This is a genomic window from Streptomyces sp. NPDC014623 (assembly GCF_043088245.1).
In the GTDB taxonomy this organism is placed as follows: Bacteria; Actinomycetota; Actinomycetes; order Streptomycetales; family Streptomycetaceae; genus Streptomyces.
In genome coordinates this window covers 752547-779278 of sequence record NZ_JBIBZU010000001.1, presented here as the reverse complement: position 1 = coordinate 779278, position 26732 = coordinate 752547, and the positions used below count along the sequence as shown (strand labels likewise).

Genomic DNA, 26732 nt, shown 5'->3' with positions numbered 1-26732 from the left:
GCCGGCCCGCTCGGCCGGTTCGGGTCCGGCCTGGCGCCGGCCGGTCCCGGCCTCGTATCCGTACCAGGAGGACGAACGGGACGACCGGCCTGCCTGCCGGGAAGTGCTCGGCCGGGGCCGGCGCGCGCGGAGGCCCGCGCAGCACGCCGCACACGGTGTTCGTGTACTCCGGCAGGCCCGCGGCGTCCGCGGGACCGTTCTCCGGGGCGGCCGCAGGCGTGCCGGCATCACGCGTCCCGGTCCGCCTCGCGGGCGACACGCTCCAGCCGGTTCCGGTGGTCCGCCCACCACGCGGCGTCACCCGGCGGGACGCTGTCGTTGCCCTTGCTCATCCCCGCGGCACCGTCGATGAGTTCCCGGACGATGTCGGCGTGCCCGGCGTGCCGGTGCGTGTCGCCGATCACGCGCACCACGGCATGGTGCAGGGTCACCTCCGCCCGGTGGCTCGGCCACCACGGCACCGTGCCGACCGTGTCCAGCGGCAGCGCGTCGAGCGTCGCGTCCGCGTGGGCCCAGGCCCGGTGGTAGAGCGCCACGACCTGCTCGCGGGACTCGTCGGCGGTGGCCCACATGTCCGCGTTGGGCTCGGCCCCGTCCTCGATCCACGGCAGCGGTTCGCCGGACGGCCGCCCGAACGTGTCGCCGAGGTAGCCCAGTTCCACACTCGCTACGTGCTTGACCAGGCCCAGGAGGTTGGTGCCGGTCGGTGTCAGGGGGCGTCGTGCGTCGTACTCGGAGAGTCCTTCGAGCTTCCAGAGCAGTGCGTCGCGGGCCGACTGCAGGGAGAAGTGGAGGTCGGCCTTGGCGTCAGGTGCGGTCATGCCGCCCACCCTGCCCCGCCGGTGCCGCCCCACGGAAGTCCGTCGCGGGACCTGCCCGGGGCCGCGGGGAGGCCACGGACGCCGGTCGTGGCCTTTGCCCGGTTCGGGTGTCCTCGGCGTCCCGCCGGCCGGGGGTCGGCCCGCGGTGGAGATCACGATGCCCTCTGCGGCTCGGGCCGGGGTGAGGTTCGTCGTGTCGATCACCTCGGCCGCGTCGTGCAGCCAGGTGCGCGCCGCCTCGGCGTAGGGCTCGAGGTACTGGAGGCGGAACGCGGAGGGCCGAGGACGAGGTCCCCTTCGATGCGGCCGCGGAGGGTGTCCTGGTCGGCGTGGAGGACGAAGTGCCGCACCGGGATCCCGTGCCGGGCGAGGCCCGCGCCGATCTCGTGCCAGTACCGCCCGACCAGGACGGTCATGGGCATCACCAGGGTGCCGCCGGTGTGGTCGGGCACGTGGGGGGGTCTCGACCACGAGGGGCCGCCACGGCGGCCGGTCCTGGAAGCCGCCCGCCCAGGGCGGCGCCGGCGTGATGTCCATGAGCGTCTCGCCGGCCTTTTCGGCGTCGAACACCCGCGTATCCGGGATCAGCCGCCGCACGAGCGCGCCGGTCGTCGTCCTGCCGGCGCCACGCGGGCCGTGGGCGGCGGGCGCAGCGGGGGCCCGGTACGGCGTGGTGACATGACACGGAACACTTTTGCAAGCATGCGCTTGCAATAGTTAGCGAGGCGGGTGCAGTATCAAGGCATGGCATCACTCAACGTCGGCAATCTCGGCGAGTACCTGCGCGAGCAGCGGCGTACCGCGCAGCTCTCCCTGCGGCAGCTCGCCGACGCCGCGGGGGTGTCCAATCCGTATCTCAGCCAGATCGAGCGCGGCCTGCGCAAGCCGAGTGCCGAGGTGCTGCAGCAGGTCGCCAAGGCCCTGCGGATCTCGGCCGAGACGCTCTACGTGCGGGCCGGGATCCTCGACGAGCGGGAGCGGGAGGAGCTGGAGACGCGGGCGGTCATACTGGCCGACCCGTCGATCAACGAGCGGCAGAAGAGCGTGCTGCTGCAGATCTACGACTCCTTCCGCCGGGAGAACGGATCCGATGTCGCGCCCGACACCGGCGCCGAGGCCCACGGTGCCGCCGGTGCGGAGAGCGGAATCGATGCCGGGACGGAAAGCGGCACCGATGACGCGAGCGGTGCCCGCGGCCCCCGCACCGCCGGCGGCAGTGATGCAGACCCACCAGCGAACTGACTTCTGATGATCCGGGAGGACCACAGTCATGGCCATCACCGATGACCTGCGCAAGACCCTCACCGACCCCACCCCCCTCTACTTCGCCGCCGGCACGGCCGACCTCGCCGTGGAGCAGGCACGCAAGGTCCCGGCTCTGATCGAGCAGCTGCGGGCCGAGACGCCCGAGCGGCTCGAGGCGGTGCGCAACACCGACCCGAAGGCCGTGCAGGAGCGGGTCGCCACGCAGGCCAGGGAGGCCCAGGCCACCGTGCAGGCGAAGGTGACCGAGGTCTTCGGGGCGCTGGACACCGACCTGAAGAAGTGGGGCGAGACCGCCCAGGACCTGGCCCTGCGGAGCGTGGGTGTGGCCGCCGAGTACGCCGTCCGGGCCCGGGAGACCTATGAGAAGGTCGCCGAGCGCGGAGAGCAGACCGTGCGGACGTGGCGTGGGGAGACGGCCGACGAGATCGTCGAGATCGCCGCCGTCATCGAGGCGGAGCCGAAGTCCGTGCCGAAGCAGAAGTCCGAGGCGGCATCGGCGGCCCCCGCCGAGCCGGCGACCTCCGCGAAGCCGGTGTCCCCCGCCGCGAAGAAGCCCGCGCCGAAGGCCGCCGAGTCCAAGGCCGCACCCGCCGCGGCGCCGAAGAAGACGGCGCCCGTGCGCAAGCCCGCGGCGAAGAAGACCCCCCCGCCCTCCGCGAAGTAGGCGGAAGCGGTTCCAGGAGTACCGGAAGAACGGGCCGGGCACCTTTGAGGGTGCCCGGGTCGTTGTCCCGGTACCTTGGCCGCGAGGCGCTCATCCACTGACTAGGCGGTGCTCACCGTGTTGCTCGAAGCATTCGGCTCGTTCCTCCAGCTGCTGTACCTGGCCATGCTCGTCCTGGCCGTGGTCGCGCTGGTGTTCGCCGTGACGGCGCGCGAGGACGCCTACCGGGCCGCGGACAAGCAGAAGAAGTCCTTCTGGCTGATCATCCTCGGCGCCACCGTCTTCGTGAACCTCGTCATCCCGATCCTGTTCCTGCAGATCGCGGGCGTCATCGCGTCCATCGTCTTCATGGTGGACGTCCGGCCGGCGATCAAGGCCGTATCGGGCGGCGGCCGTCGCGGAGGCTCCAGCAGCGACGGACCGTACGGCCCCTACAACGGCGGGCGCTGAGCGCCCGCCGACGGGACGGCCCCGGGGCGGGAGCGCGAGGCGCTCCCGCCCCTCCGGCGTGTCCGGGCCTCGTCGCGCTCCAGCAGCAGGACCGCCACGTCGTCGGTCAGTTCGCCGCCGTTCAGCTCCTGCACCTGGGTGACCGCGGCCTCCAGCAGGGCCTCGCCGCCGAGCCCCTGGTCCAGCCGGCCGTTGACCATCGCGACCATGCCGTCCTGCCCCAGCCGCTGGTTCCCCGTCTGCCCGACGCGTCCCTCGATCAGCCCGTCGGTGTACATCATCAGGCTCCAGGAGCCACCCAGCTCGACCTGTCGCCGCGGCCAGCGGGCGTGCGGCAGCAGGCCGAGGGCCGGGCCGCCGTCCTCGTACGGGAGCAGGTGTGCCGCCCGCCCCTGGCGGGCGATCAGCGGCGCGGGGTGACCCGCGATGCACAGGCCCGCGCGGCGGCCGTCGGGGGCGATGTCGACGGTGCAGAGCGTCGCGAAGATCTCCTCGCTCTGCCGTTCGTGCTCCAGGACCTGCTGCAGCGTGGAGAGCAGAGCGTCGCCGCAGAGCCCGGCGAGCGTGAGCGCCCGCCAGGCGATACGCAGCTCGACGCCGAGCGCCGCCTCGTCCGGGCCGTGCCCGCAGACGTCGCCGATCATCGCGTGGACCGTGCCGTCGGGCGTGCGGACCGTGTCGTAGAAGTCCCCGCCGAGCAGGGCGCGGCTGCGCCCCGGCCGGTAGTGGGCGGCGAAGGCGAGGTCGGAACCGTCGAGGAGCGGCGTGGGCAGCAGCCCGCGCTCCAGCCGGGCGTTCTCCTGGGCGCGCAGCCGGGACTCGGTCAGCTGGTGCTGGGCGATGTCCGCACGCTTGCGCTCCACGGCGTACCGGATGGCGCGGCTGAGGAGGCGTCCGTCGAGCTCGTCGCGGAAGAGATAGTCCTGGGCCCCCACCCGTACGGCCTCGGCGGCCCGCTCGGCGTCGTCCCCCGCGGTGAGCGCGAGGACGGCGTGGCGCGGCGCGATGCGCAGGATGTACTTGAGGGCGGCGAGCTCGTCCGGCCGGCCGGTCCCGTCCTCGCGGCCGTCGGTGCGCGCCGCGGTGGGCAGTGCGGCCGCCTCCAGGTCGAGGTCGAGCAGGATGCAGTCGACGCCGTCGGTGAGCAGCCGGCCGGCCTCGGTGAGGTTGCGGGCGGTACGGACGCGGACCCGTGCCCCCGGGGTGGACGACAGCTCGGGGACGGCGAAGGTGCCCGCAGGATCGTCCTCGATCACCAGGAGTGTGAGGTCGGCGCCATGAGTGGTCTCCGCAGCGGGAACGGCACGTTGCTGCGGTACGGGTACGGGCATCGGTTCGGGTTTCCTTCCCTCCCCCCGAGGGCGCGGCGGACCGACGATCGACGATCCGCCGACGGGGACGATAGCGGGCCGCGGCAGGGGAACGGAACGGTGCCCGGCGGTCATCTTCCGTCACGGGCACGGCCATAAGCCGCTTCCCGCCATGGATCCGGCGCCATGAGCACGCACGAAACGGACATGAGGCCATGACGAACATCACGCGCCGGACACGCACCGCGCACATGGGCCGAGGCGTCCGCGGGCGCGGGGAGCGGCGTGCGTCACGTGCCGCCCGCCCCCTGCCGGCCGCCGTGCCCCCGGTGCCTACTTGTCGGGCCGGACCACACCCAGGATCTGCATGGTGCCCGCGCCCGCCAGCGTGACGTCCCGGCCGGGCCGGGGGGCGTGCACGATCGAGCCGCCCCCGACGTACATCCCCACATGGCTGGCGTCACCGTGGTAAATGATCAGATCGCCGGGACGCATGTCCTGGAGGGGGACGCGGGGCAGCTGCCGCCACTGCTCCTGCGAGGTCCGGGGGATCGGCTGCTTCGCCGCCGCCCAGGCCTGTGAGGTCAGCCCCGAGCAGTCGTACGAGCCGGGACCCTCGGCCCCCCATACGTACGGCTTGCCCATCTGGGCGGTCGCGAAGGCCAGGGCCTGCTTGCCGGCGGGGCTCGCCTCGCGGTTGATGTCCTTGAGCGCGCCGGAGGAGAGCCAGGCGGCCTGCGCCGTGGACGCGGCGTTCCGTTCCAGCTCGAGGAGTCCGGCCTGCTCCTCCTTCGCGAGCTGCGATTCCAGCTTCTCGGCCGCCGCGATCTGCGCGTTGATGCTCTTCCTGGCCTTGGCCTGCTTGACGCGGTTGGTCTCGATCTTCTTCCAGTTGAGACTCGCGTCCTTGGTGTACGTCTCCAGGTCCTCCTGGGACTGCTTGAGTTCGGTCAGCATGCCCTTGGTGGCCTGCTGGCTCGTCCTGGCCTGGTTGACGCCGGCCAGGAAGAGGTCCGGATCGCCGCTCAGTACCAGATGCGCGCCCCGGGGGAGCCCGCCGTTGCGGTACTGCTCGCGGGCCTGGGCACCCGCCCTGTCCTTCAGCTCGGCGATCTTCGCCCGTCCGTCGGCGATCGCCTTGGTCAGCCGGGCGATCTCGCCGGACTGCTTCTCGGCCTGCTCCTCGGCGAGGTTGTACGCGTCAGTGGCCGCCCCGGCCTTGCGGTAAAGGGTGTCGATCTCCTCGCGCACTTCCTCGAGGCTTTTCTTCGCGGCCGCGGAAGCGGTGGCTGCCGGCCCGGGCTCGGGTACCGGGGCAGCCATGGCCTGGACCGGCGCGGTCAGCAGGGACAGCGCGCAGACCAGAGTGATCGCGGCAGTGGCGCAGTGGCGTCGGTTCACGAGCTCCCCCTCCGGGCGAAAGGCAACGAAAGCCGTATCGCTCACATCTGACTTACCGTCAGTAACGTTCAGGTGACGACGCGATCGTGCCACGGTGTCCGGTAAAGCAACAGAGGTCCGCGCCACCCACCCCGCCACACAGGGGGACGAACGGTGATCGGGCGGTGTTCCCGGAACCGGCGACGTTCCCCCGGTCGATGTGCCCGGCTCCGCTCACCGCCGGCCGGTTCCCGGCCCGGCCCCGGACGTCAGCTCGCGAACCGCCCTCTCAGGGCGGACCAGCGCACCGTGATCTCGCCCTGCCGCCACCGCCGTACGCCGTCCGTCACGGGCCAGTCGGCCGAGACCGCCCGGACCGCCGCGATCCAGCGCTGCCGCGCGCCCAGTGACGCGTACGGGGAGGCCACCGCCCAGGCCCGGTCGAGGTCCCGCAGGAAGGCGTGCACCGGTTCGCCCGGGACATTGCGGTGGATCAGGGCCTTCGGCAGGCGCTCGGCGAGGTCCGAGGGGCGCTCCAGCGAGGCGAGCCGGGTCGCGAAGGTGACGGTGCTCGGGCCCTCCGGACCGAGCGCGACCCACACGTGCCGACGGCCGATCTCGTCGCAGGTGCCCTCGACCAGCAGGCCACCGGGCGCGAGCCGGGCGCACAGCCGCTGCCAGACCGCGGCGACCTCGCCCTCGTCGTACTGGCGCAGCACGTTCGCGGCCCGGATGAGGACCGGCCGTCCGGCCGTGGGGATCTCGAAACCGCCGTGCACGAAGGTGAGGCCCTCGCGCTCGTACGGCTGGGCCGCCGCGACCCGCGCGGGGTCGATCTCGACCCCGACGACGGCCGTGCGGGGCTCGGCGGTGCGCAGCCGCCCCAGCAGTTCGACGGCGGTCCAGGGCGCCGCGCCGTAACCGAGGTCCACCGCCACGGGTGAGTCGCTGCGGCGCAGGGCGGGGCCGTGGGTGGCGGCGATCCAGCGGTCCATGCGGCGCAGGCGGTTGGGGTGGGTGGTCCCGCGGGTGGCGGTGCCGATGGGGCGCTGGTGCATGAAAGGGAGCGTATGCGAACCGACGGTGGGCCCACCCGGGCGGCGGGAGCGGCGGGGCGGCCCCGGCGCGCCGGAGGGATCGTAATAATTTGGCAAAACGGAAATGAAAGGCGAGATTCCGCTGTTCCCGCACTCCGAGGGGTGCGTCTGCCCCGTACGTGTCATGCCCTGAGCGAGGAGGAGCGGACCCGTGAGCCAGTACGTCTCCCGGCTCGGCAGCAGCCGTGCGGCACCCCGTATCCGCTTCCCGGGCGGCTTCGCCGGGCACCGCAGGCCACGCCGTGTCGCGATGCTCTCCGTGCACACCTCTCCCCTGCACCAGCCCGGCACCGGTGACGCGGGCGGCATGAACGTCTACATCGTGGAGCTGGCCAAGCGCCTCGCCGCGATCGGCATCGAGGTCGAGATCTTCACCCGGGCCACCACGGGCGGGCTGCCCCCGGTGGTCGAGCTGACGCCCGGAGTCCTGGTCCGGCACGTCGACGCGGGGCCGTACGAGGGCCTCGCCAAGGAGGAGCTTCCCGCTCAGCTCTGTGCCTTCACCCACGGCGTGATGCAGGCCTGGGCAGGCCAGCGCCCCGGCTACTACGACCTGGTCCACTCCCACTACTGGCTCTCCGGGCAGGTCGGCTGGCTCGCCGCCCAGCGCTGGGGCGTCCCCCTCGTCCACGCCATGCACACCATGGCGAAGGTCAAGAACGCCGCGCTCGCCGAGGGCGACACCCCCGAGCCCGCCGCCCGCGTCATCGGCGAGACCCAGATCGTGCACGCCTCCGACCGGCTCATCGCCAACACCGCCGGGGAGGCCGACGAACTCGTCCGCTTCTACGACGCGGACCCGGCGGCAGTCGCCGTCGTGCACCCCGGAGTCAACCTGCAGCGTTTCCGGCCCGGTGACGGCCGCGCCGCCGCGCGCGCCCGCCTCGGCCTGCCGCAGGACGCCCTGATCCCGCTCTTCGCGGGCCGTATCCAGCCGCTGAAGGCCCCGGACGTGCTGTTGCGCGCCGTCGCGGTGCTCCTGGAGCGCGACCCCTCGCTGCGCTCACGCATCGTCGTACCCGTCGTCGGCGGCCCCAGCGGCAGCGGACTCGCCAAGCCGGAGGGCCTGCAGAAGCTCGCCGCGCGCCTGGGCATAACCGACGCCGTCCAGTTCCACCCGCCGGTCGGCCAGGATCAGCTCGCCGACTGGTTCCGGGCGGCGTCCGTGCTGGTCATGCCGTCGTACAGCGAGTCGTTCGGGCTCGTCGCCATAGAGGCCCAGGCGGCCGGCACACCGGTGGTCGCGGCGGCGGTGGGCGGTCTTCCGGTCGCGGTACGGGACGGCGTCAGCGGCTTCCTGATCCCGGGCCACGCACCGGAGGCGTACGCGGAGGCGCTGGGCCGGTTCGCGGACAACCCGGAGCTGGCCGCCCGGATGGGCGAGGCCGCGGCCGCGCACGCCCAGTCGTTCGGCTGGGACACGGCGGCGTCGGCCACCGCCGATGTGTACACGGCGGCGATGCACGACCACCGGCGCCGCGCCCGCTCCCACCACGGCTGAGGGGCGCACCCGGCCCCGCCCGGGCTGAGCGCCCGGGCGCGTTGTCGTACGCTCGCAGCATGGCTGACGTATCCGACGAAGCAGCAGCGGCGCAGGTCATCGAGACGGCGCTGAACGACGCGGAGCTCGAATGGGAGAGCCCCGAACCCGGCAACTACGTCGTGAAACTGCCCGGCACACGCAAGCTGTCCACGACCTGCTCCCTGCTCGTCGGACAGCACTCCCTCTCCCTCAACGCGTTCGTCATCCGTCACCCCGACGAGAACGACGCCGCCGTGCACCGATGGCTCCTGGAGCACAACCTCCGCCTCTTCGGGGTGAGTTACGCCATCGACCAGCTCGGTGACATCTATCTCGTCGGCAGGCTCCCGCTCTCGGTCGTCACGCCCGAGGAGATCGACCGGCTGCTGGGCGCGGTCCTTGAGGCGGCGGACGGTGCGTTCAACCCACTGCTCGAGCTGGGCTTCGCGAGCGCGATCCGCAAGGAGTACGCCTGGCGGGTGGAGCGCGGCGAATCGACCCGCAACCTGGACGCCTTCACACATCTGACGCAGCGCCCCTCCTGAGGCCGCGGGCAGCGGGCGGGGCCGCACCCTCCAGCGCCGCCAGGAGCCGCGGGGCCACCTCCTTCCAGGTCCAGGCCAGCGCCTCGGGCCCCGCGTCCCTGGGCACCGTCTCGGTGAGCATGATCAGGTAGAGGTAGCTGCGGCAGAGGTCGATCCGGCGTCGTACGGACGGAGTGAACACGACCGGTGCGCCCGTCGCGGCCGTGTAACCGGCGAGGAAGTCCAGGTCCGTCTCCGGGTCGCCGAACAGGCTCGTGGAGACGAGATCGGCGACCGGGTCGCCCCAGAACATCCGTTCGCCGTCGATGATCCCGCCGATGCGCCGGGCGCCGGGCTCCCCGGCCACCAGGAGGTTTCCCTGCCACAGGTCGAAGTGGACCAGGGCGGGCCGGGTCACCTCGTCCAGCACGCCCGACGCCCCGGCGAGCACCTCACGGATCCGGTCGGCCGGGAGCGGCAGCCTTGCCCCGTACCTCTCGGCGTCGGCGAGGACGGCGTCGGTCATCGCGGTGAACGCCTGGCGCCAGGTGGGGGAGAGCGGGCCCAGGGACTCGGCCGGGTAACCGAAACCGGCGGGGCCGGTGACGCCGTGCAGCCGGCCGACGGCACTGCCGAACTCGGCACGCAGGGAACGTGTCTCACCGGCCGTCAGGTCGCCGGCGAGGGTGCTCCAGGGCTGCCCCGGGCACGTGGTCATGACGACGTACGCACCGGCCGGCCCCCCGGGGCGGAGCTCGCTGTGCACGACCTGGGGCACCGCGGCACCCGCCGCGGCGGCGGCGCGGTAGAAGGTGACCTCGTTGACGAGCAGGCGCTGTTCGTGGCTCAGGCCGTCGGTGTGCGCCGGAGGGATCTTCACCACCCAGTCCCTGCCGTCCCTGAAGGTCACGCGGGTCACGGTGTTGTACGTGCCCCCGGCGAGCGGCTCGACGGTAGCGGGCTCACCGGCCCCGACGGCTTCCAGCACGGCCGCTGTCGTGCCGATCGGCATGGACGGTCCCTCCACGGTTCAGCTGCGGGCCGACCGCCGCACAGGAGCATCACGGGGCGACCGCGAGGGGATCGTGATCACGTCCCGTGACCGTTCGAGGCGATCATCGGACAGATGCCCGATCGTAGAGGGTGCCGCACTGCCGCAGCCCTCCCGTGTGAGCCCGGCCCTTGTTCCGGTGCGGGGCCGTCGGCCCTTCGGACGAGAGGAGCGAGCCATGCGCGCCGCCTCCTGCGGCGGCCCGGCCCCCGAGGCGGACGGCGGCGTCCTGCCACCGCCTTTCCGGATCACGGCAGCGGTACGAGTCTGACCACGGTGACCGTCAGCACGGACCCGGAGACGTAGTAGAGGACGATGGCCCCGTACACCGTCGCCTCGCGCCGGTCGCGTTCCCGCTTCACGGCGGTGGAGGCGTGTCCGTACGGATCCAGGCCCAGGGTGCGCGCCATCTCTTCCCGGAACAGGTGGCCGTCGCGCATCTTGGCCAGGGTGTCGTCGGCGGGCGGTGCGTAGGAGATGCGGAAACTCAAGCGACGTTCCGCCTCTCGGCCTCGTCCTGCGCCAGCCGGTCCAGGATCTGTTCGGCCTCGGGATCGGGCACGGATTCGAGCATCCAGTGGCGCATGACGGCCTGGATCTCGTGGACCCCTGCCTCGTTGATCGCGAGGTCGAACTCCTCGCGTCTCTCCTCGGGCAGCGCGGCACGGATCGCCGGAATGCTGTTGGGCACCTCGACCTCGGTGCCGCCGACGAAGGTCTTCAGAGACTCGCCCATGACCGCTCTCCCCGATCTCCTCGCTGTCCGCGCCCTGCGTGCCGTATCGCCGGGGCGTGTACCTGGGTGACAGGCAGGTGTGGGGGTCACGTTAGCGGGTGCCGCCGGGGCGGGTGAGAAGCCGTTGCTCCGGCGCAGGCACGAACCCCGCACGACGGACGCCCCTCGGCGGTCCTCCGGGCCCTGCCCGCTCTCCCGGACGGACCCGCGCACCGCTGCACCGCAGCGCTCACCGGGCCCGGCACCCCGGCGGCGGGCCGTACGAGCTCGGCGGGCGCGGCCTGCCGCACGGGCCGGCTCACGTCACCGGCTGCCCGATGCCCAGCATGTTCCCCTCGCTGTCACGGAACCAGGCCCCGCGCTCACCACTGGCTCCCTTGCTCGGGTAGTTGCCCTCGATCTCGGCGATACCGCCGCGCGTGCGGAACCCCGGCAGGTCGATGCTCTCGAACACCACGCCACGCCCCTGGAGTTCCGCCACGACCGCCTCGATGTCGTCGACCTGCCACCCCATCTGGGTGAAGGTGCCGGGCGAGACCCCCGCCGACCGGAACACGGCGAACTCCGAGTGCCCGCACCGGTACAGCAGTCCGCCCGGCCGTTCGTCGACGGGTTCCAGGCCGAGCTTCTCGGCGTAGAAGCGCCGAGCCCGCTCCAGGTCCTGGGCGGGCAGCCGGGTAGCGGCGCTGCGCGCCCCGGCCAGAAGGCTTCTGTCGTCCGTGTCCGTGTCCATGTCCCCACTGTGCCGTGGGCCGTGGCCGGAGGCGGGGAGGAGACGCAGGCGTTTTCCGGCGGTCCGCGGCGGCGGCGACAGGTGGTCCGGTAGGAACATGTGCGGTGGTGGGAGAGAGCAGACACGGAGGTGTGCACATGCCCGCTGCGCCGTACGTCCGTTTCCAGGGAACGGAGCGACACCCGCGTGGCCATTACCCCGGGGTCTTCGTGCTGACCAACGAGCTGGCACGTCAGGGCAGGCTGACCGAGGAGCAACACCGTTTCTGGCGCGCGAACAACGACTGGTACGACGCCAACTACCCGAATCCCACCGACGTCGACCCCCAGGTCTACGACCGCGGGATCCACCCGGGTGCCACGGCCTGGTTCAAGTCCTCCTCCCGGGACCTCATCGGGCGGGTGTACGGATACCTGGAGATCCTCGCCGCGCACGGCATCGACTGCCGCCGCCTGGAGTCGACGAACCCCGGACGGGTGATCTACGAGGACGCGTACCAGGTCGTCGTCATGCCCGACGGTCCGGCGCCCTGAGGACGGGGCCGACAGCGGCGATCCCCCTGCCGGCGGTGCCACCGCCGGCAGGGGGATCGCCGGTGAGCTGTTACTTCTTCTTGCCCTGGGTCTTGTGGTAGATCTCGCCGACCAGGGTTTTCGCAGGTGGGGACGCTGATCGACTCCGGGTGAGTGGTCGTCATTGGTCGTCATCGGGTGCCCTTGAGCAACCTCGGACGGCCCAGAGACGGCCCAGGAACGGCCCGGTCACCGCTCGCCGCGATGGTCACTGACGACCGATGGGAACCTCGTAAACGATCTCGCACAGCGCTGCGGGAAGGACGATGTCGGCCGTCTCCACCGGCCGCCCCTGATCGCTGTAGTAGGTCCGCTTGATGTGCGTCACGAGAGCGGATTTCTGGATCCCCAGGAGCGAAGCTTCCTCGGCGGTCGCCAACCGCGGCTCCGGCTGCTCGACGGCGTGGCTGACCGTGATGCCGATCTCGGCCATACGGTTGACCACACCTTGCCCGGCATGCGGCCCGCCTTCCGGGAGGACGACAAGGGTTCCGGCGGTGAGGTCGTACGGCTCCCAGCTTGTCGACAGCTGCACGGGCCTGCCGTCGGCGAGGAACTCGTACACGGTGCGGACGCAGAGGTCGCCTTCGGCGACACCAAGGCGCGACGCGATGTCTGCGGGGGGCCGGCACCTTGGCATCGGTCCGACTCTCCCAATCGCTTTGCCTGCCCACGGCCTTCATGTCAGCCCGGAAGGGTGACCCGGTCGGTTGCTCGCGTGCCGACGATCGCACCACTCGCACGCGCGGTCGGGGCTCGGCGACGTAGGTGCCCGACCCGGCACGGCCCTCCAGCACACCTTGGGAGATCAGCAACTCCTGCGCCCGGCGGACCACATTCTCGCCCACGCCGCATTCCTCGCCGATCTGGGCGCGGGAGGGCAGGCGGTCTCCCGGCTCCCAGACGTGCTCCACGATCCGCTGCCGGAGGACATCGGCGACGCGGAGATAAGGCGGCTGCTCAGACATATGGAAAATCTAGTCCACTAGCTCTAATCTAGTTAACTAGCTTCACTGAAAGTGAATACTGGTGACGGAGGCTGCTCTGTGCCCGCTTCGGGAGTTAGCGCGGCGGCCATCGCCGCCCGGCTGTCGGCCCTCGGGCTGCCTACGCGAACGGAGGAACACCCCCGATTCACGACGGTGGAAGCGGAGGTGCCCGATGCGCTCTCCACTGAGTCGTGGCGGGAGGTCCTGGACGTGGTGGCTGAGGCCGATCGATTCGGGCTCCTCGCCACCAGCTTGACCGGCCGCACCTTATGGGTGGTCGTACGCAAAGCGGTCCCCACGGCGGGCGAAGCCGGGGGACCGAGCTATCAGCGATAGGAGCTGAACAGCGTGCTCAACCGTATCCGCCGTGCCTTCCCTCTCACCAGGGCGCGGTACTCCTCAAGAGGTAGGCACCGTCGTGCGTTAAGGCCCTCCTGCCCTCCGGGGTCCCCTCCCGTCTCCCAAGGCTCCGTAGGCGTGCCGACTCTCTTCCTTGGCCGAGCAGCCTCCGGTGCAGCGACCCACCGAAACCCGCTCTCGGGGGAGGACGTCGCACTAGTCCGCCCGTACGTGCTGGCGTCAGAAAGACGTGCCCGCGCACGTTCGATGGTCATTGCGCCTCACCTGCCATCGGTTGCCTGGTCGATTTTGGCTGGGGGCCACTGATGCCGACTCGTCGACAACTGCACGTCTCGGATACCTCGGCCGCCCCCTACCGCTCGACCGCTTGCAGGATCGGGACACATTCCTCCTGCACGGAATCCTCCCCGGTCCTTATACCAGCCGACCTTCCGGTGATCTGTGAAGCGTGTGTCTGCCCGTGCCACTCGTCCGCCGGCTCGCCCCTGCACACGGAGGTGACGCAGTGAGCGCTTGGGTCCCCGGCGGCGCGCTGGCATCCAGCATCGAGATCACCGCGGCCACCGTCCAACGCGGCGACGTCATCCAACTCGGCGGCCATGCCTGCCAAGTAGGAGACCTCTTCCAGCTTCCTCGGGGAGCGAAGCGATTGGTCTTCGAGTCGGGCGAGCTGCTGACCATGCACGCGCGTACCCGGTTCGTCGCCGTGCGCATGCTGAGAAGGCGGTGACCGGCTCGATGCGCTCACGTCACCACGACATCGCCGACGATCTCCGGCAGCAGATCACCGCAGGCAGTATGCAACCCGGCGAACGCCTTCTGTCCGAAGCTGGCCTTGCCGACCGATACAAGGTCAGCACGGTGACCCTGCGGAAAGCCCTCGCCGTACTCCAGGGCGAAGGCCTCCTGGAGAAGATCCATGGCAAAGGCAACTTCGTCCGTTTCCCTCACCGTAAGATCTTGTATATCGGCGGCTGGGGCACGCTGGACCCATGGACCGCCGCCGAGCCGGCATTGCGCGTCACTGTCCGCAGCACCACCGTTCAGGCCCAAGCGCACCCTGCGGTACTACTTCAGGTGCCCACGGGCAGCCCCATCGTGGAGACCACCTGCCTCAGCCATGGGGATGAGTCGCCGTACGGCCTGGCTCGCATCTACATGCCGCGCGACCTGGTGCCGGCCGGAATGCTCGATGACGACTCCGCGTGCCGAGGTGCAGTCACAAGATTCGCAGTCCTCGGCCCGCCGTCGGCCGCTCTTCGAGAGACGGTGTGCGCTCGCCCCCCGACGCCGGATGAGGCATCGGCCCTTCGGATCGGCTACGCGTCGGTCGTCCTCTCTATCACTCGCATTGCGACCGACTCCACCGGCCGAGTTGTCGAAGCCACGCTCCTAGCGTTCCCCGGAGATCGCGTAGATGCCGTCTTCAACACCCACCATGAGCTCGACGAGAGGCAGACCCAAGGATGACAGCGCCGAACGAACTGCGGCTTCTCCCGTGGTCGGGCCCGGACGGCAAGTCCTGCTACCTGAGTACCGACGGCCGGGGCGGCTACATGTCCCGTCTAGCGGACAACATCGAAGCGGTTCAACTCTGCTCGGCGGCCGAGCTGCTGGAGCAGGCTCACGGAATCCTCGACGAGCAGGATGCGACCCTCGAGGATAAGCAGCGCCTGGCCAAGGAGCTGACGGAGGCTCTGCGGAATGTTCTCCGCGTTGCAACCAGCCGCGGACATCTCTTGGCGGTGAGCGAACAGCGTGAGCCCGCCTACTGATCGACGCCCCTGCTGATCTGTACAGCACCAAGAAGTCCGCGGCTCTGACCAGATCCGAGCCGTGGACTCCTGGCGTCGGCTGTCGACTTCGATGGGCTGCCTAAGGACACGGTGCAGTCGTGTTGCCGGACCACCCTTGGCTGCTGTCGCCACCTGATTGGAGCCAGCCCACCGATCTCCCAGTCAGCCTCGGAATCGCCCTTTGACGTGACTCGTTATAAGTGGCGTACGTCACATCCACCAGATCGTCGCGCGACTACCTTCAGGAGCCTGATACCGTCAATGTTAGGTAGGGATGCGAGGCCGAAGAGGCCCGTTTCGGCTCATGACCGTAGGCATCCACAGAAGAGGAAGGTCCGGGTTCGAGTCCCGGCTGGTAGCTTAACCGGTAGAGCGTCCTCTTTTCCACTTCACCAGCCTGCTCTCTGCATTGCCGAGTTCAACTCGGCTTGGGACAGATTGAGCGGGCGGTAGTTCGTGTTCAGAAACCCGGGAAGTTTTCTCTTCTTCTGGGAAATATGTTTGAGCGCCGCATGCTCGACATCAAAATCTTCCAATGCTATGTCTGCCCATGTTGTGCGAGCAACCTTATCTCTGAGTAGATAGTTCATTTCCTGCGAAATGCGCTTGGTGACGGCCAGGGCAAGAATCAACTCGCCGTGTGAGAAGCTCACTGGAACGCCGGCGCTAATGCGAAGCTGTGGGTGCTCCCCGGTGAGTTTGATCCATTGACCAAGAGCGCTCGGCCCGAGCTTCGTGGCAGACTTAATTAGGCTTGGCTGAGGCATTCCGCCAGCGTGGATGACTGCGTTTCTCATTTTTCGGATCAGATGAAATTGCTCCATAGAGTCCTGGGGAAGTTTCTGCCCCACCTTCTTCTCGAAAACGCCGTGCATCGAATATGCCTTTGCTCCGTCGGCCTCGCTCTGAGTCATCTGCCCTGAGCGAATGAGGAGACCGAAACAGGTCTGCACGAAGTCTTCGTGAATCGCCAAAGCATACGGAACCGCCATTGCACTGAGGTGCTTCTCAGCCTCGGCCAGCAGAGACTGAGCGCTGGCCGTGGAAAGGTTCATGCGCTTGATGTGGGGCACTGCTGGAAAAATCTCTGGCAAGAGGCGCGTGCTCCCCGCGGTTAGGCGCAACATATTTTCAGCTAGGCGAGATCCCGCCAATAGTGCCATTATCGCGTCACTGGCATGAATTCTGTCGTTTTCATATGCGCGGTATTCAGGAAAATGAACGACGCTCACATCGCCTCCCGGGATTCATTCAGCCACAGGTAGTCCCCTGTTCCGATAACTCCGTCGAACTTCGGGACGCTGAGGGAGTCACTAAAGACTGCATACTCCACGCCCAAGTGGCGCACCTGGGCGCTGTGAGCAATTTCAAATTGCATGCAGCGATGCTTAGAGTAAAGGTCCTCTGTAATGCGGGCTTCGGCATCGTAGGTAAGAAACCACTTGATCGGAGTCTCGCCCAATACTGAGGAAAGTTCTTGATGATCTGAAGAGCTCAGGGAATCCATATACAAACGATCCCCTTGTACGAGGTAGGGAGGATCTACGTAGGCAATTACGTCATGCCCAAGTTCGGCGAGACCGCGAATGTGATCTCGCCCATCCTGTTGTGTCAAAGAAACCTTGTCTCTGTACTTTCCCAGAAACTCTATGCGCTGCGCAAGGGCCTCACGATTGAAACGGGCATCGATCTTCCATTTCCCTGCCTGCTCAAATCCCCCAATTGGCCGAGCGCGCAGGATGCCAGACCGGTTACATCTGTTGAGGAAGAAGGTTGCGAATCCGAGCTCCAGGTCATTTTTCCCTAGTGGGGTTGAATATATGGCGGATTCCCGTCGCCAAGCTTCGATGGTGACATCGGCGTTGCGAATCATAGAGGCGAACTCGTTGCTCATCTCAAATACGCAGCGCCAGAAGGCGGCGATTCCAGGATCTGCGTCATTCAAATGAATTCGATCTACTGCGCCATCCACAAGGAGTTTTAACGCAGCACCAGCCCCGCCGCAGAATGGCTCCGCATAGTGCCTTGGTCGCGGATTCTGGGCGCCGATGAGACGGTCAATGTATCCAGCCAATCGAGCTTTTCCGCCGGGGTAGCGAAGTGGGCTGATGTATCTCATCACTTCTGGTTCTCTCCCAGGAAAGCGTCAATTTTCACCAACATTGGCGTATAGACGGCGCTCAATCTAGTCACGTCGATAATCATGGGCTCTACGGCCCACTGATGCATGAAAGCGTGAAGGTTTTTAACCGAGAGTGCTCCATCATTCTGGGACATACGACGAGCCTCATCCAGTTCCCGATCACTACTCTCGGGGTCAATGTGTGATAGCGCCACACGGATTCGGTCGCGCAATTTGTCTTGCCTTCGTCGCCACCCTTGCCTCTCGGCCGCTTCCGTCACGGTAATGTCAATCACCGCACGAATCATGATTGCCGCTACGTTTGGGGATTCCGCTATGGTAACCCTTTTGGCCTCGTTGAGAACCTTTGCGGTTCGTGAGCTGACATTTCGCAGCACGACGTTCTGAAATACCCGCTTGTCCTCGCTCGGCCGTTCAGCAGCAGGCTGTTTCGGCGGCGTAGGTTCCGCCGATGTGATTGTCTTGGTAGGACGCTGCGGAGTAGTTTTGTTTTCCTCGGCCGCTGCTGCCAAGTGGGGCTGTGCGAGGCGATCGGAGTTCTGAGGCAGATGCTCTTTTATGGCGCCAATGTACTCGCGCCGCTGTTCTTTGCTCTTAATTAGGGACACTGAAAGGTGAGACGCAAGATCGGAAAAAATCTTACGAATTGAGCTCCGCATTACCTCTGGCGTATAGTCTGCAAGGATGCCATCCTCGGTGAATTCGATCCCGAGGGAGTGGCGAATTTTTGGGTCACTGAGTACTCGGGCTAACGTGGTGAGGCGACTTGAGCGTACCTTCTCGACGTTCGCAAGGAATTCTTGATCGTCCCCATACCAGGCAGTTACTTGGTGTATGAAGCGGAGTGCTCGCTCAGATGGATTCTTCTTCTTGGCGTAGCGAGTTACTTGTTCATGATTCCACCGGACAACGCCTACGCCTTGGTTTTCACCTGTGTGGCGCAAAACGATCCAATGACGCGCTGCTTCTCTACTGGGTGAAACTACGCAGCGTACTGTGCGCGGGATCTTATTTCGGTGTCGGCGCGCGACAATTCCTATCTGCTGCCGAATCCCGGGATCTTCGACGAGGCCCGGATCTAGTAACGCCTTGAGAGCTGAAACTCTTCGATTCCCCTCGATGACCACCATGTCGCCTTCTTCCTCTACGACGATGGTCAGCTCGGTCGGGTTCAGCCCTTCTGCAGCGATGTCTTGAGCCAGGTTCACCCACTTTTCAGAGTCCGCGGACACGAGGGCTGTGATGGCCTCGCGCGTCGTTGGTGTAGGTACGTCGTGCCGAGGGTTCTGCCTGTCGAGGCTCAGGTCCGTGACCGCGAAGTCAATCTGCTCCATGGTGATGATGTTCTCATTTGGTTCGCCAACTCCGGTAGCGATCTAGCAAAGTTGACTGACCAGTGGCCCGACTGAGGTGGAGCGGGTTTGGCCGGTGTCCTGCCCGGTTTGGGGTCGAGCATGATCAGGGGGCCGTACGCTGGCCGGCAACTCGGGCAGGCTGTGATCCTGCCCGGACTTTGAACGAGTGGCCCCCTGGTCTTGCTCGACGCGGGACCCGAACCGGGGAGGTGGCTAAAGCCGTGGAGCCGACCGCCCTAGCCACAGACGATGTTTCCACCTTCCGCCCGCAGCCCGCAGCGCGCCGCCTGGCGCGGCCAGCCGGGGCGAAGACAGAGGCAGGCCGCGCCGCTGAGGCGGCGCGCGCCGCGCCGTGCGCGGGCCTTGATGAAGTAGAGAAAGTTCTATCGCGCTGGCGTCAGGCGCTTGCCGTCATGGCTCCGCACGTGGGGCCCGTTCCCATCGAGTGCATCCAGAAGACGGACCGCGTAGACCTCAGACATCCACTTGGTGACCTCGTCCGGCGTGAGCCAGCCGACCGCGGTCGATTCGCTGGACGTCCGCTCGCTTCCGCCGGCGGGCTTGCATCGGAAGACCAGGGCAACGATGCCTCGCGTGGTGTTCTTGTAGACCCCTGTGAGCTCGTCCACCTCGACGTGGATGCCCGTCTCCTCCAGGACCTCGCGTCGAACGCCCGCTTCCGGGGCCTCGTCGAGTTCGAGTACGCCGCCAGGGAGCTCCCAAGTGCCGTTGTCGGCGCGGCGGATCGCCAGGAGCCGCCCGTCCTCGCGCACGACCACTCCGGCTACGGACACGGAGTGGAGCGGCGTTGACGTCCTCTCCTGTGCACTGTTACTCATGTACAGGAGCATAAGAGGAAGAGAAGGACTATGGAAACAGCGGTAGGAGGTGGGAAGTCCGTACCTCGGTACGTGCAGATCGCCGAGGAGATTGTTCAGCAGATCCGCGCAGGAATCCTCAAGCCCGGTGACATGGTGCCCAGCGAATCGGAGCTCGTGGAGCGTTACGGCGTCTCCGGCGGCACCATCCGCAAGGCCATGGTGGAGGTCCGCGCGAGTGACCTCGTGGAGACCCGCCAGGGCAAGGGGTCCATGGTGAAGGCCCGGCCCCCGGTGCGGCACCGATCCTCGGACCGCTTCAAGCGCTCCCATCGGCAGGGCGGCAAGGCCGCGTATCTCGCCGAGTCCGAGCAGTCCGGAGCGAAGGCGGGCGTCAGCGTTCTCTACATCGGCCCGACGGATGCACCGAACGACATCGCGGAGCGACTCGGCGTCCCCGCCGGCACTCAGGTGCTCGCCCGGCGTCGCCTCTACTTCCGCAACGAGACCCCCGTGGAGACGGCCACGTCGTACCTCCCGTGGGATGTTGCGAAGGACATCCCCGAGCTGTTCGCCAAGAACCCCGGCGGCGGTGGCATCTATGCCCGCCTCGAAGACCACGGGCACGAGTTCGCGGAGTTCGTCGAGACGCTGCAAGCCCGGCTGGCGACCAAGGCTGAGGCCTCCGAACTGGCCCTGAGCCCCGGCGCTTCAGTGGTTCACCTGATCCGTGAGGCACGAACGACGGAGGATCGCGTCGTAGAGGTGTGCGACACGCTCATGGCCGCTGACCAGTTCGTCTTCAGCTACCGGATCCCCGCCTCCGACTGACGCACGTTCAACTCAACGCAGCCCGCCGCGACTTCTTCGTCTCGGCGGGTTGACTCATGTATAGGAGTGATGCACTCTTCTTTATGGTACTCATGTACATGAGTGGCTGAGTCGAGCACATCTATAGGAGTGATCTACTGTGCGTACGATCCCCGTCGACACCTCCGCCGCGTCCGTGATGGTCGCCAAGCCCCCGCAGATCAAGGTCAAGGACCGCCGGACCGGTGAGATCGCCGTGGACGTCGAGAGCGGCGCGAAGCTCATGACCGTGGACGTGATGTTCGCGGCGAACGAGGAGGTGGAGATCCTCTCGGTCACCGTCCCCGAGCCGGGCATCTCCGGTGAGCTGATGATGGGCACGCCCGTCGCCGTCACCGGACTGATCGCTCGGCCGTGGGAGAATGAGTTCAACGGGCAGAAGCGACACGGCATTGCCTTCCGTGCTGTGGCTGTCACCTCGCTCGTCGCCGCCGCCGAGAAGCCCAAGGCGGCCTGATCGTGACCGGGTGCCTGGTCACGCTGCTGCTGGTCGTCGTCACCGCACTGATCCTGCGGTGGCGGCGTCCCGCCTGGTACTGGATGACCTTCGGGGTCACCCTCGCCGCGCTGCGGGTCACGGTCCGATACGCATCGGTCATGGACGCCTGCGGGCTCACCGTTCCGCCCACGCGTTGGCGTCTCTCCCTCGCCCGGATGACGAACCGCCCCGTTCCTGAGTCGAGGGCCCCGCGCATTCTCCGGCTTCGGCCTACTCGTACCGGGCTGGTCCTGCGGATCAAGCTCCGTCCCGGTCAGGATGCCTTCGACGTCGCTTCGGCCACCGACCGCCTCCGGCACTCCTTCGGGATGTACGGAGTCACCTCCCGCGAACTTCGCTCGGGAATCGTCGAGTTACGGATGACGGGATACGACGTCCTCCGGCGGGTGCAGATGCCCGCCGAAACCGGCCCCGCGCCGATGCGTATCCCCGTCGCACTGCGCGAGGACGGATCCGTCCACTACCGCGACTACCGGGCCGTGCCCCACGGGCTGACGCTCGGCGCGACCGAGTCGGGGAAGTCCGTCTACCAGCGCAACCTGGTCGCCGGCCTCGCGGCGCATGACGTCGCACTCGTCGGGATCGACTGCAAGCAGGGCGTCGAGCTCTTCCCGCTCGCCCGGCGCTTCTCCGCTCTCGCCGACAACCCGGACACCGCCCTCGAACTCCTCGAAGCACTCGTGCAGCACATGGAGGACGTCTATCAGCTCATCCGCTCCGCTCAGCGCATCAGCGTCGATGTTCCGGACGCCGACATAGCTGCCGATATCTGGGACCTGCCGGCCGACATACGCCCGACTCCGGTCGTGGTCCTGGTCGACGAGGTTGCCGAGCTGGCGCTGTTCGCCACCAAGGACGAGGAGAAGCGCCGCGACAGGATCGTCACTGCTCTGGTCCGCCTCGCCCAGCTCGGCCGTGCCGCTGGGATCTACCTGGAGATCTGTGGCCAGCGCTTCGGCTCCGAACTCGGCAAGGGCATCACGATGCTCCGTGCCCAACTCACGGGTCGGACCGCCCACCGCGTCAATGACGAGTCCAGCGCCAACATGGCCTTCGGAGACATTGCTCCGGACGCCGTCCTTGCCGCGATCCAGATTCCCACCGACGTCCCCGGCATCGCGGTCTCGGGTGACTCGACCGGTGGATGGACCCGCATCCGGGCACCACACACCTCACTGCGCCAAGCCGTGAACATCTGCAACCGGCACGCCGACCGCACTCCGGATGTGCCCGCCCTCGCGGCCTTCCGGCCCGCCGTCGCACCCCTGGCCTCGGCCACCGCGCCGCTCACCAAAGCCGCGCCCACCACCGCCTGACCTTCCGCTCACCGGTCGGCGTGACCATTCCCGCGCCAAGTCCCTACCCGTCCCATGCCGAAAAGGAGAAGTCCGATGGCCCGTCCCTCTGTGCGCGTGGACGCCGTACTGATCCAAGCCGTGATCGCTGGCGCGCTCTCCTTCGCCCACCTCCACGACCTCGCCGCCGCCGCGGGTCAGGACGGCTGGAAGGCATGGGCCTACCCGATCAGCGTTGATCTGCTCCTGGTCGCTGCATGGCGGCGGCTACGAAAGGACGGCCCGTCCCGGCTTGCCTGGTGCTGGTTCCTGATCGCGCTCGTCGCCTCGCTCGGTGCCAACGTCGCCACCGCCGGATTCCTCGATCTTGCGCACCCTCCGGCCTGGTTGCGCTTCGGCATTGCTGGATGGCCCGCGCTTGCTTTTCTCGGCGGGACGCTCCTCGCCCACACCGAGACTCCGGTCGAGGACCGCACGCCCGTTCCGGCGGTGCCTACGGCTGATCCCTCGGCGCCGGAGCTCGTCACCGAGGAACAGGCCCCGGAGCTGGAACCAGCGCCGATTCCTGCCGCTGAGAAGTCTCCGGTCCTGCCTCCCGCCGACGCGTCTCCGCCCGTGCCGGCCGCGCTCGTCGACCACGCCCGGAAGGTCGCCGACGACCACCGCGCCCGTACCGGTTCACCGATCGACACCGACACGCTCCGGGCCCGCCTCGGAGTTCCGCCCCGACTCGCCGCCGCGATCGCCGCTCAGCTCGCCTGACCCGAGAGGAGACCCACCATGCCCGCCCGCGACCACTTCCACTCCGTGATGCGGATCGGACCGGTGCAGATCGGTACCCACCGCGACCGGCACGGCCGCACCCAGCACGCCGCCGTGTGCACCGCCGATCGCTGCGGTTGGTCGTCCGACTTCAGCAGCCGGTCCGCCGCCCAGCTCGCCGCCCGCACCCACCGCTGCAAGGTCCGCTGAAGGAGACCCGCCATGGACGTACCGCTCTGGCTCGCCCTGATCGTCGTCGGCTGGCTCGGCGTGAAGCTGATCCGCCCGCCCTGGTGGCTCGTGCTCGTGCTGCTGCTCGGCGGCTATCTCCTCGCCGACAGCCTCCTGACCCCCGTGATCGACACCGCCGTCAAGTAACCCCCACCGAAGGGAGAACCGCCATGCTCCGCCCGAAGATCCCCACCAACCCGTTGCCGACCGTAATCGTCACCGGAACCGCCCGGAGCGACGTCCCCGCCGTGCCCCACCAGACCCCGGCCCCGGCCCCTACGGCTCCCGCACGTCCCACGGTTCAGCTCACGCCCGGTGCCATCGTCGCCGTCATCGGTGGCGGCACGGCCGTGGTGCTGGTCGTCGGCGCGGTCCTGGTCTCCATGCTTCTCGCGGTCGCCGTCACCGCCGCGTCGCTCGCCATCAGCGCCCTGGTCATTCGGTCGCTCGTGGCGTCGCAGAACCATCGCTGACCGGCTTCCGGGCGGCCTCGATACCGCCAAGCATCCGCCACCCGGAAGCCGTGCTCCTGCCCGAACCACAGATCCGGAAGGAAGCACCATCATGACCGACCGCACCGCCCGCCGCCGGGGGAGTGCACATGCCTGAATCGCAGCTCGACCGGCTCACCCTCGGCGACCTGCTGAGGGTGGCCTCGGCCTCCGAGTTCCACCGCTGGGAGGACCAGATCCGCCGCACCGGTGGCTGCTCCGACCCGATCCACCTGACCGGTTGGACCCTCACCAAGGACAAGACCACCGGCGAGACCCTTCACCACTACTCGACCGAGACCGAGCCCGGCGGACGTCTCCGCCTCGCCTGCGGAAATCGCCGCGCTTCCCGCTGCCCCTCCTGCGCCTGGACGTACGCCGGAGACACCTACCACCTGATCCGCGCGGGCCTGGCTGGCGACGACCGCCGCGACGTCCCCGCCAGCGTGCGGGATCACCCCCGGGTCTTCGCCACGCTTACCGCCCCTTCCTTTGGCCCGGTCCACAACCGTCCCGAACGTGGTACTTGCCGTTGCGGTAGTCGGCACTCGGCAGACGCACCCGAGCTCGGTACCGCCCTGGACCCTGAGACGTATGACTACGCCGGATCGGTCCTGTTCAACAACCACGCCGGCGACCTCTGGATGCGGTTCACCACTCGCCTCCGACGGGAGATCGCGGCCCGCGCCGGACTCACGCAGGTGGAGCTGAAGGAATCGGCTCGGCTCTCGTACGGCAAAGTCGCGGAGTTCCAGAAGCGCGGCGCGATTCACTTCCACGCCGTGATGCGGATCGACGGACCGGACGGGCCCGGCACGCCACCTCCGTCCTGGGCCACCGTCGACCTGCTCACCGATGCAATACACGCAGCCGCTCGGCACAACTACACCTCGGTGTCCGCTCCCGCCGCCGATGATCAGCCGGCTCGTACCTTCCGCTGGGGCACACAACTCGACGTCCGCCCGGTCGTTGCCTTCGGCGACGGCTCCGATGTCACCGAACAGGCTGTGGCGTCCTACGTCGCGAAGTACGCCACCAAGGCGGCGGAGAACACCGGCACTCTGGACCGCCGCATCGGTGAACTCTCCGAGCTCGATCGCCACGGCGTTCCCGACCATGCCCGCCGTCTCATCGCTGCATGCCACCTCCTTGATCCGCTCTACCCCGAACGTCGGCTGCGTGCCTGGGCGCACATGCTCGGGTTCCGCGGGCACTTCTCCTCGAAGTCCCGCCGCTACTCGACCACCCTCGGCGAGCTCCGCCAGGCCCGCGCCGACTTCCGTGCCGCGCAGGAACGTCAGTCCCTCGGCCTGGAGGACCGCGTCCCGGACACCGTGCTCGTCTTGGCCGACTGGCAGTACGCCGGCCACGGTCACTCGCCCGGCGAATCCGTCCTCGCCGCGACCATCGCCCGTGGTCTCCAGCTCAACCGCGAAACCGCCCGTGAAGCCATGGCGGAGCTGGTCGACGAGGGGGAGTGGTGACCATGGCGCTCCCTCTGCCGAGTCGCTATCTGACGCCCGACGACCTGGTTGAGATGTTCGAGCTGCCAAGCGTCGAGACGGTCTACCAGTGGCGCCGGAAGCGGACCGGACCCCGCGGCTTCCGTGTCGGCCGGCACCTCCGATTCGACCCCGACGACGTACGGGCCTGGGTCGACTCCCGCCGGAGCGAGGCGGCTGCCTGATGGCCGGACACATTCAAGACCGCTGGTTCGTGACCGTGACCGGTCCTGACGGTAAGCCACGCAAGGTGAAGTCGGATCGCTACGGAGTGGGGTCCCGCTACCGCGCGCGCTACGTCGGGCCGGACGGCACGGAGAAGTCGAAGAGCTTCCCGGACCGACAGAAGCGGCTCGCTGATCAGTGGCTAGCCCATACCGAAGCGGACATGGCGCGGGGACAGTACATCGATCCCCGCGCGGCGCGGACCACCTTCCAGCAGTACGCGGAGGGCTGGGTGTCCACCCAAGGGGCGGACCCCAACACGCAAGCCTCGATGGAGTCGCAGCTCCGGCTGCACGCGTTCCCGTACCTCGGCACGCGTCCGCTCGGATCGTTCCAGCCGGCGCACATCCGCGACTGGGTGCAGCAGCTCCAGGCGAACGGTGTCCGCGGCTCGTACGCCCGGACGATCTACTCCAACGTGCGGGCGGCTCTCAGCGCGGCCGTGGATGACGGGCACCTTCCGCGGAACCCTTGCGCTGCGCGTTCGGTACGGCCGCCGACCGTGGACACGAAGCGCGTCACGCCGTGGACGGCGCAACGGCTTTTCGCTGTGCGAGCGGGCATGCCGGAGCGGTATCAGGCGATGGTCGACCTGGGCGGCGGCTGCGGTCTGCGGCAGGGCGAGATCCTGGGTGTCGCGGTGGATGCGATCGACTTCCGGTCGGACACGTTGCACGTCGTCCAACAGCTCAAGCTGAGCCGCAGCAAGCCCGTCTTCGCTCCGCCCAAGGGCGGCAAGCTGCGGGACGTGCCACTCCCCGGCCCGGTCGCTGAGGCACTTCGGGCCCACATGAAGCAATTCCCGCCGGTCGAGATCACGTTGCCGTGGAAGGTTGCGGGCGGACCGCTGGTGACCAAGCGGCTCGTCTTCATGGGACCGCGCGGTGGTCATGTCTGGCGAACCTCGTTGAACGAGGAAGCGTGGAAACCGGCCCTGGCCTCGGCTGGAGTCATCCCAACCCCGGCGGCCGGCGCTCCGCACGCCGAGTCGCGCGAGAACGGTATGCACGCGATGCGGCACTTCTACGCATCGGTGCTGCTGGACGCTGGGGAGAACATCAAGGCGCTCGCCGAGTACCTCGGGCACTCGGACCCTGGCCTGACGCTCCGGGTGTATGCGCACCTGATGCCGTCGAGTCAGGAGCGCACGCGTAACGCTGTGACCTCTGTTTTTGCCCTTCAGGCGGCTGGCCTGACACGAAAGAACGGGCTGCAGAGTGGAATCGCCAACTGTGAAAGTGTCGCCGAACCAGAAAATCCGACACGAAAA

At 68.1% G+C, this 26732-nt stretch carries 32 protein-coding genes and 2 pseudogenes; 20 read left to right on the top strand and 14 right to left on the bottom strand.

The window, feature by feature from the left end:
- Positions 1-227 precede the first annotated feature (227 nt).
- Positions 228-821 (bottom strand): DinB family protein, encoded by a 594-nt coding sequence (locus ACF1FZ_RS03755; RefSeq protein ID WP_391771813.1) that lies wholly within the window; start codon positions 819-821, stop codon positions 228-230.
- 156 nt (positions 822-977) lie between these two features.
- Positions 978-1418: pseudogene (locus ACF1FZ_RS03750) on the bottom strand (ATP-binding protein); the annotation flags it as partial.
- Between the two features lie 147 nt (positions 1419-1565).
- Between ACF1FZ_RS03750 and ACF1FZ_RS03745 the strand changes: the two are divergent.
- From ACF1FZ_RS03745 to ACF1FZ_RS03735, 3 genes are all read left to right on the top strand, one after another.
- Complete coding sequence (locus tag ACF1FZ_RS03745) at positions 1566-2063, top strand: helix-turn-helix domain-containing protein (RefSeq protein WP_391771711.1); 498 nt, start codon at positions 1566-1568, stop codon at positions 2061-2063.
- A gap of 28 nt (positions 2064-2091) precedes the next feature.
- The gene (locus ACF1FZ_RS03740; protein ID WP_391771710.1) at positions 2092-2751 is read left to right on the top strand and encodes a hypothetical protein; all 660 of its coding nucleotides are present in this window, start codon (positions 2092-2094) and stop codon (positions 2749-2751) included.
- A gap of 117 nt (positions 2752-2868) precedes the next feature.
- Complete coding sequence (locus tag ACF1FZ_RS03735) at positions 2869-3201, top strand: DUF2516 family protein (protein ID WP_391771709.1); 333 nt, start codon at positions 2869-2871, stop codon at positions 3199-3201.
- Here the strand turns inward: ACF1FZ_RS03735 and ACF1FZ_RS03730 are convergent.
- From ACF1FZ_RS03730 to ACF1FZ_RS03720, 3 genes are all read right to left on the bottom strand, one after another.
- Positions 3183-4532 (bottom strand): PP2C family protein-serine/threonine phosphatase, encoded by a 1350-nt coding sequence (locus ACF1FZ_RS03730; protein ID WP_391771708.1) that lies wholly within the window; start codon positions 4530-4532, stop codon positions 3183-3185. The genes ACF1FZ_RS03735 and ACF1FZ_RS03730 overlap by 19 nt on opposite strands.
- A 312-nt stretch (positions 4533-4844) precedes the next feature.
- Entirely contained in the window at positions 4845-5912 is a 1068-nt protein-coding gene (locus ACF1FZ_RS03725) for an NlpC/P60 family protein (protein ID WP_391771707.1), read from the bottom strand.
- A 248-nt stretch (positions 5913-6160) separates the two neighbouring features.
- On the bottom strand, positions 6161-6949 hold the full coding sequence (locus tag ACF1FZ_RS03720; protein ID WP_391771706.1) for a class I SAM-dependent methyltransferase: 789 nt from the start codon (positions 6947-6949) through the stop codon (positions 6161-6163).
- Between the two features lie 190 nt (positions 6950-7139).
- On the opposite strand from ACF1FZ_RS03720, the gene mshA reads away from it, so the two are divergent.
- Both mshA and ACF1FZ_RS03710 read left to right on the top strand, forming a co-directional pair.
- Positions 7140-8489, top strand: a complete 1350-nt coding sequence (gene mshA / locus ACF1FZ_RS03715; RefSeq protein WP_391771705.1) for a D-inositol-3-phosphate glycosyltransferase — start codon at positions 7140-7142, stop codon at positions 8487-8489.
- A gap of 59 nt (positions 8490-8548) precedes the next feature.
- Entirely contained in the window at positions 8549-9055 is a 507-nt protein-coding gene (locus tag ACF1FZ_RS03710) for a YbjN domain-containing protein (RefSeq protein WP_391771704.1), read from the top strand.
- Here the strand turns inward: ACF1FZ_RS03710 and ACF1FZ_RS03705 are convergent.
- From ACF1FZ_RS03705 to ACF1FZ_RS03690, 4 genes are all read right to left on the bottom strand, one after another.
- Positions 9027-10046, bottom strand: coding sequence for a phosphotransferase family protein (locus ACF1FZ_RS03705; RefSeq protein WP_391771703.1), 1020 nt, complete (start codon positions 10044-10046; stop codon positions 9027-9029). The genes ACF1FZ_RS03710 and ACF1FZ_RS03705 overlap by 29 nt on opposite strands.
- 287 nt (positions 10047-10333) lie before the next feature.
- On the bottom strand, positions 10334-10576 hold the full coding sequence (locus tag ACF1FZ_RS03700) for a hypothetical protein (protein ID WP_391771702.1): 243 nt from the start codon (positions 10574-10576) through the stop codon (positions 10334-10336).
- Positions 10573-10821 carry a hypothetical protein gene (locus ACF1FZ_RS03695; protein ID WP_391771701.1) on the bottom strand — a complete coding sequence of 83 codons (249 nt, stop codon included), beginning with the start codon at positions 10819-10821 and terminating at the stop codon, positions 10573-10575. The genes ACF1FZ_RS03700 and ACF1FZ_RS03695 overlap by 4 nt, the downstream gene beginning before the upstream one ends.
- Positions 10822-11119: 298 nt before the next feature.
- Complete coding sequence (locus ACF1FZ_RS03690; protein WP_391771700.1) at positions 11120-11554, bottom strand: VOC family protein; 435 nt, start codon at positions 11552-11554, stop codon at positions 11120-11122.
- Between the two features lie 137 nt (positions 11555-11691).
- Between ACF1FZ_RS03690 and ACF1FZ_RS03685 the strand changes: the two genes are divergently transcribed.
- Positions 11692-12087: a hypothetical protein gene (locus ACF1FZ_RS03685; RefSeq protein WP_391771699.1), complete on the top strand. Its 396-nt coding sequence runs from the start codon at positions 11692-11694 to the stop codon at positions 12085-12087.
- Between the two features lie 247 nt (positions 12088-12334).
- On the opposite strand, the pseudogene ACF1FZ_RS03680 reads toward ACF1FZ_RS03685, so the two are convergent.
- Positions 12335-13094 (bottom strand): annotated as a pseudogene (locus ACF1FZ_RS03680) (GntR family transcriptional regulator).
- 78 nt (positions 13095-13172) lie between these two features.
- On the opposite strand from ACF1FZ_RS03680, the gene ACF1FZ_RS03675 reads away from it, so the two are divergent.
- The 4 genes from ACF1FZ_RS03675 to ACF1FZ_RS03660 all read left to right on the top strand — a co-directional run bounded on the left by ACF1FZ_RS03675 (position 13173) and on the right by ACF1FZ_RS03660 (position 15250).
- Complete coding sequence (locus ACF1FZ_RS03675) at positions 13173-13451, top strand: hypothetical protein (protein ID WP_391771698.1); 279 nt, start codon at positions 13173-13175, stop codon at positions 13449-13451.
- 529 nt (positions 13452-13980) lie between these two features.
- Positions 13981-14205: a hypothetical protein gene (locus tag ACF1FZ_RS03670; protein WP_391771697.1), complete on the top strand. Its 225-nt coding sequence runs from the start codon at positions 13981-13983 to the stop codon at positions 14203-14205.
- A gap of 8 nt (positions 14206-14213) precedes the next feature.
- Complete coding sequence (locus ACF1FZ_RS03665; protein WP_391771812.1) at positions 14214-14945, top strand: GntR family transcriptional regulator; 732 nt, start codon at positions 14214-14216, stop codon at positions 14943-14945.
- Complete coding sequence (locus ACF1FZ_RS03660; protein ID WP_391771696.1) at positions 14942-15250, top strand: hypothetical protein; 309 nt, start codon at positions 14942-14944, stop codon at positions 15248-15250. Before ACF1FZ_RS03665 ends, ACF1FZ_RS03660 begins: the two co-directional genes overlap by 4 nt.
- Before the next feature lie 410 nt (positions 15251-15660).
- Here ACF1FZ_RS03660 and ACF1FZ_RS03655 read toward each other — a convergent pair whose 3' ends face one another.
- From ACF1FZ_RS03655 to ACF1FZ_RS03640, 4 genes are all read right to left on the bottom strand, one after another.
- On the bottom strand, positions 15661-16503 hold the full coding sequence (locus ACF1FZ_RS03655) for a hypothetical protein (RefSeq protein ID WP_391771695.1): 843 nt from the start codon (positions 16501-16503) through the stop codon (positions 15661-15663).
- The gene (locus ACF1FZ_RS03650) at positions 16500-17390 is read right to left on the bottom strand and encodes a DNA adenine methylase (protein ID WP_391771694.1); all 891 of its coding nucleotides are present in this window, start codon (positions 17388-17390) and stop codon (positions 16500-16502) included. The genes ACF1FZ_RS03655 and ACF1FZ_RS03650 overlap by 4 nt, the downstream gene beginning before the upstream one ends.
- Entirely contained in the window at positions 17390-18748 is a 1359-nt protein-coding gene (locus ACF1FZ_RS03645) for a hypothetical protein (protein WP_391771693.1), read from the bottom strand. The genes ACF1FZ_RS03650 and ACF1FZ_RS03645 overlap by 1 nt, the downstream gene beginning before the upstream one ends.
- 404 nt (positions 18749-19152) lie before the next feature.
- Positions 19153-19620: an NUDIX hydrolase gene (locus tag ACF1FZ_RS03640; protein ID WP_391771692.1), complete on the bottom strand. Its 468-nt coding sequence runs from the start codon at positions 19618-19620 to the stop codon at positions 19153-19155.
- 18 nt (positions 19621-19638) lie between these two features.
- Between ACF1FZ_RS03640 and ACF1FZ_RS03635 the strand changes: the two genes are divergently transcribed.
- From ACF1FZ_RS03635 to ACF1FZ_RS03590, 10 genes are all read left to right on the top strand, one after another.
- Positions 19639-20418, top strand: coding sequence for a GntR family transcriptional regulator (locus ACF1FZ_RS03635; protein ID WP_103511814.1), 780 nt, complete (start codon positions 19639-19641; stop codon positions 20416-20418).
- Between the two features lie 139 nt (positions 20419-20557).
- Positions 20558-20914 carry a hypothetical protein gene (locus tag ACF1FZ_RS03630; protein ID WP_030636120.1) on the top strand — a complete coding sequence of 119 codons (357 nt, stop codon included), beginning with the start codon at positions 20558-20560 and terminating at the stop codon, positions 20912-20914.
- Between the two features lie 83 nt (positions 20915-20997).
- Entirely contained in the window at positions 20998-22272 is a 1275-nt protein-coding gene (locus tag ACF1FZ_RS03625; protein ID WP_391771811.1) for an FtsK/SpoIIIE domain-containing protein, read from the top strand.
- Between the two features lie 75 nt (positions 22273-22347).
- Positions 22348-23013 carry a DUF2637 domain-containing protein gene (locus ACF1FZ_RS03620; RefSeq protein WP_391771691.1) on the top strand — a complete coding sequence of 222 codons (666 nt, stop codon included), beginning with the start codon at positions 22348-22350 and terminating at the stop codon, positions 23011-23013.
- Positions 23014-23031: 18 nt separating this feature from the next.
- Complete coding sequence (locus ACF1FZ_RS03615) at positions 23032-23223, top strand: mobile element transfer protein (RefSeq protein WP_014047488.1); 192 nt, start codon at positions 23032-23034, stop codon at positions 23221-23223.
- Positions 23224-23235: 12 nt separating this feature from the next.
- The gene (locus ACF1FZ_RS03610; RefSeq protein WP_106972203.1) at positions 23236-23391 is read left to right on the top strand and encodes a hypothetical protein; all 156 of its coding nucleotides are present in this window, start codon (positions 23236-23238) and stop codon (positions 23389-23391) included.
- A gap of 23 nt (positions 23392-23414) precedes the next feature.
- Positions 23415-23717, top strand: coding sequence for a SpdD-like protein (locus ACF1FZ_RS03605; RefSeq protein ID WP_391771690.1), 303 nt, complete (start codon positions 23415-23417; stop codon positions 23715-23717).
- 128 nt (positions 23718-23845) lie between these two features.
- Positions 23846-25219, top strand: a complete 1374-nt coding sequence (gene repSA / locus ACF1FZ_RS03600; RefSeq protein WP_391771689.1) for a replication initiator protein RepSA — start codon at positions 23846-23848, stop codon at positions 25217-25219.
- A 2-nt stretch (positions 25220-25221) separates the two neighbouring features.
- On the top strand, positions 25222-25422 hold the full coding sequence (locus tag ACF1FZ_RS03595) for an AlpA family transcriptional regulator (protein WP_030636111.1): 201 nt from the start codon (positions 25222-25224) through the stop codon (positions 25420-25422).
- Positions 25422-26732: tyrosine-type recombinase/integrase (locus ACF1FZ_RS03590; RefSeq protein ID WP_391771688.1), on the top strand; the 1311-nt coding region annotated here is incomplete at its 3' end. The genes ACF1FZ_RS03595 and ACF1FZ_RS03590, both read left to right, overlap by 1 nt.